This window comes from Pseudomonas agronomica (assembly GCF_025917275.1).
In the GTDB taxonomy this organism is placed as follows: domain Bacteria; phylum Pseudomonadota; class Gammaproteobacteria; order Pseudomonadales; family Pseudomonadaceae; genus Aquipseudomonas; species Aquipseudomonas agronomica.
Genome location: NZ_JAOSHO010000414.1, coordinates 1 through 4,562, shown reverse-complemented (window position 1 = coordinate 4,562; position 4,562 = coordinate 1). Strand labels below are relative to the sequence as shown.

The window sequence follows — 4,562 nt, the reverse complement described above, 5'->3', positions numbered from 1 at the left end:
AGGTGTTTAGACGACCTTAAGTGAATAGCGTTAAATGCTTTATGGGGGCTTCGGGCTTCGCCGCCCGTTGGCATCAATGCTTAAAAAAATCTGCTCCGCAAAACCACTCCTCAGCTAAGTCTTTGCTTCTGCTCGCTAATCCCGGACAATCGCGCCCCTGTTTCGGCCAGGGCGCTGCCTGTCGGGGTTTTCCGACTCGTCCTGGCCGGGTGCATGTGACCGGAATGCGGAGATCCGACCGGATGAATGATCAGGCCAATAGCGTCGAAGAGCGCTTTGAAACGACAGCCCCAGCCACCCTCAGCCAATGGAATCGCCAGGACACCACCTGGATGTTGGGCCTGTTTGGTACCGCCATTGGCGCTGGCACGCTGTTTTTACCGATCAATGCGGGCCTGGGCGGTTTCTGGCCGTTGTTGATCCTGGCGCTGCTGGCGTTCCCCATGACGTTCTATGCCCACCGAGGCCTGACGCGTTTCGTGCTGTCCGGTCGCGATGGGGCGGATATCACCGAGGTGGTGGAAGAGCATTTCGGCATCAAGGCCGGCGCGCTGATCACGCTGTTGTACTTCTTTGCGATCTTCCCGATCCTGCTGATCTACAGCGTGGCGCTGACCAACACGGTGGGTAGCTTCCTGGAACACCAGTTGCACATCCAGCCGCCCCCTCGCGCGGTGCTGTCCCTGGTGCTGATCCTCGGTCTGCTGGCCGTGGTGCGCTGCGGCGAGCAGGCGATCGTCAAGGCCATGAGCCTGATGGTCTATCCGTTCATCGTGGCGCTGTTGTTCCTCGCGGTGTTCCTCGTGCCCCACTGGAACGGCGGAATCCTGACCACTGCGTCGACGCTGCCGCAGCCTTCGGCGTTGCTGCACACCCTGTGGTTGGCGATCCCGGTGATGGTGTTCTCGTTCAACCATTCGCCGATCATCTCGGCGTTTGCGGTGGATCAGAAACGTCGCTACGGCAATAACGCTGAAGAACGCAGCTCACAGATCCTGTCGCGCGCCCATGTGCTGATGGTGGTGATGGTGCTGTTCTTCGTGTTCAGTTGCGTGCTGACCTTGTCCCCGGCACAACTGGCCGAGGCCAAGGCGCAGAACCTGTCGATCCTGTCGTACCTGGCCAACCATTTCAGCAACCCGACCATCGCCTTTGCCGCGCCGCTGATCGCGTTTGTCGCCATCTCCAAGTCGTTCCTCGGGCACTACATCGGCGCCAGCGAAGGCCTCAAGGGCCTGATCGTCAAGAGCGGCCGCCGTCCTGCCCCCAAGACCCTCGATCGCTTGACTGCGGCGTTCATGCTGGTGGTGTGCTGGGTCGTCGCCACTCTTAACCCGAGCATATTGGGGATGATCGAAACCCTGGGCGGCCCGGTGATCGCGGCGATCCTGTTCCTGATGCCGATGTACGCCATTCGCAAGGTCCCGGCCATGGCCCGCTATCGAGGCCAGGCGTCGAATGTCTTTGTGGTGTTGGTGGGGTTGGTGGCGATCACTGCGTTGGTCTATTCCCTCCTGGCCTGACCTGCGTTTTTGTGGGTGTTTATGGCATTGCGTCCGGCATAAATCCGTGTGGGAGCGAGCTTGCTCGCGATGGCGGCGGCACAGCCAACATCCCTGCCGACTGACCCACCGCTTTCGCGAGCAAGCTCGCTCCCACATTGGTTTTGGGGTGTTCTCAAAATTTGTGTTCATGCTCAATTCCTGTGGGAGCAAGCCCGCTCCCACAGTTTCATCCGACAGTGAAATCCCAGGCATAAAAAAACGCCGCCCCTCGCAAGAAGGGCGGCGTTTTTAGTCGGGCGTCTTAAGCGTTAGGCTTGGACGACCGGGATGTTGGCGTTCGCAGCGGCTTCACGGAACTCGGCGATCTGGTCGAAGCTCAGGTAGCGGTACACGTCCGCTGCCATGCTGTCGATCTTGCCGGCGTATTCCATGTACTCCTCGACGGTCGGCAGGCGACCCAGGATGGACGCTACGGATGCCAGTTCGGCCGAGGCCAGGTAGACATTCGCGCCGTCACCCAGACGGTTCGGGAAGTTACGGGTCGAAGTCGAGACCACGGTGGAGTTCGGCTCGACGCGTGCCTGGTTACCCATGCACAGCGAGCAGCCTGGCATTTCCATCCGTGCACCGGCCTTGCCGTAGATGCCGTAGTAGCCTTCTTCGGTCAGTTGGTGAGCGTCCATCTTGGTCGGCGGCGACAGCCACAGACGGGTTGGCAGCTGACCCTTGACCTGATCCAGCAGTTTACCGGCGGCGCGGAAGTGACCGATGTTGGTCATGCACGAGCCGATGAACACTTCGTCGATCTTCTCGCCAGCAACGCTGGACAGCAGGCGGGCGTCGTCCGGGTCGTTCGGCGCGCAGAGCACAGGCTCGCTGATGTCGGCCAGGTCGATCTCGATGACTTCGGCGTATTCGGCGTCGGCATCGGCTTCCATCAGTTGCGGATCGGCGATCCAGGCTTCCATCGCTTGGGCGCGACGTTCCAGGGTACGTGCATCGCCGTAGCCTTCGCCGATCATCCAGCGCAGCAGGGTGATGTTCGACTGCAGGTACTCGGTGATCGACTCTTTCGACAGCTTGATGGTGCAACCGGCAGCCGAACGTTCGGCCGAGGCGTCGGACAGTTCGAACGCCTGTTCCAGGGTCAAGCCTTCCAGGCCTTCGATTTCCAGGATGCGGCCGGAGAAGGCGTTCTTCTTGCCTTTCTTCTCGACGGTCAGCAGACCGTTCTGGATCGCGAAGTACGGAATGGCATGAACCAGGTCACGCAGGGTGATGCCAGGTTTCATCTTGCCTTTGAAGCGCACCAGGATCGATTCCGGCATGTCCAGCGGCATGACGCCGGTGGCAGCGGCGAACGCGACCAGGCCGGAACCGGCCGGGAACGAGATGCCCATCGGGAAACGGGTGTGCGAGTCACCACCGGTACCCACGGTGTCTGGCAGCAGCATGCGGTTCAGCCACGAGTGGATGATGCCGTCGCCCGGACGCAGGGAAACGCCGCCGCGGGTCATGATGAAGTCAGGCAGGGTGTGGTGGGTGGTCACGTCGATCGGCTTCGGATAGGCCGCGGTGTGGCAGAAGGACTGCATCACCAGGTCAGCCGAGAAGCCCAGGCACGCCAGGTCTTTCAGTTCGTCACGGGTCATTGGACCGGTGGTGTCCTGGGAGCCTACGGTGGTCATTTTCGGTTCGCAGTAGGTGCCAGGACGAACGCCTTGGCCTTCTGCCAGGCCGCAAGCCTTGCCGACCATTTTCTGCGCCAGGGTGAAACCCTTGGTGCTTTCGGCTGGCGCTTCAGGCTTCTTGAACAGGTCGAACGGTGGCAGGCCCAGCTCGGCGCGAGCCTTCTCGGTCAGGCCACGGCCGATGATCAGCGGAATACGGCCGCCAGCGCGGACTTCGTCCAACAGCACCGGGGTCTTCATTTCGAAGGTGGTGATGACTTCGTCGGTACCGTGCTTGCAGACCTTGCCTGCGTGCGGGTACAGGTCGATCACGTCGCCCATGTTCATGTTCGACACGTCGAACTCGATCGGCAGTGCGCCGGCATCTTCCATGGTGTTGTAGAAGATCGGGGCGATCTTGCTGCCGAAGCAGAAACCGCCAGCGCGCTTGTTCGGCACGTACGGGATATCGTCGCCGAAGAACCACAGCACCGAGTTGGTGGCCGATTTACGCGAGGAACCGGTACCGACCACGTCACCGACGTAGGCGATCGGGAAGCCTTGGCCGCGCATTTCTTCGATCTGCTTCATCGGGCCGGTCTTGCCTTGCTCGTCCGGAACGATGCCGTCACGGGCCATTTTCAGCATGGCGAGGGCGTGCAGCGGGATGTCAGGACGCGACCAGGCATCCGGGGCAGGGGACAGGTCGTCGGTGTTGGTTTCGCCGGTGACCTTGAACACGCGCAGGCTGATCTTGTCGGCCAGCACCGGGCGCTTCTTGAACCACTCGCCGTCAGCCCAGGATTGCAGCACGGCCTTGGCGTGGACGTTACCGTTCTTGGCTTTTTCAGCCACGTCGTGGAAGGCATCGAACATCAGCAGGGTGTGCTTGAGTTCTTCGGCGGCGACTGGCGCCAGCTCGGCGTCGTCCAGCAGCTCGACCAGGGTCACGATGTTGTAGCCGCCCTGCATGGTGCCGAGCAGTTCGACGGCGCGCTTCTTGTCCAGCAGAGGGGATTGGGCCTGGCCCTTGGCCAGGGCGGACAGGAAGCCGGCCTTGACGTAGGCGGCTTCGTCGACTCCAGGCGGAACGCGATTGGTGATCAGGTCAACGAGGAAAGCTTCTTCGCCAGCCGGAGGATTCTTCAGCAGCTCGATCAGGCCTGCGGTTTGTTCGGCGTTAAGCGGCTGGGGAACGATACCCAGTGCTGCGCGCTCTTCGATATGTTTGCGGTAGGCTTCAAGCACAGTTATTACCCTCATCAGTGGTCCCAAATGGGTGTCCGGGACGCTCATCCAGAAACTCACGGCATTCATGCGCGCAGGGGGGCTTTTTGAGCCGCCGCGCCAGGATGGCCGGAGTTCCTCACAGAAGCTGCTTTCAAAG

2 protein-coding genes are annotated in these 4,562 nt (G+C 61.2%); one reads left to right on the top strand and one right to left on the bottom strand.

The features are described from left to right. The first annotated feature begins 242 nt into the window (after window positions 1–242). Window positions 243–1,523, top strand: a complete 1,281-nt coding sequence (locus OC610_RS21745) for a serine/threonine transporter (protein WP_264430672.1) — start codon at window positions 243–245, stop codon at window positions 1,521–1,523. A gap of 290 nt (window positions 1,524–1,813) precedes the next feature. Here the strand turns inward: OC610_RS21745 and acnB are convergent, their stop codons facing one another. Beyond that, on the bottom strand, window positions 1,814–4,423 hold the full coding sequence (gene acnB, locus OC610_RS21740; RefSeq protein ID WP_181290535.1) for a bifunctional aconitate hydratase 2/2-methylisocitrate dehydratase: 2,610 nt from the start codon (window positions 4,421–4,423) through the stop codon (window positions 1,814–1,816). Window positions 4,424–4,562: the final 139 nt, after the last annotated feature.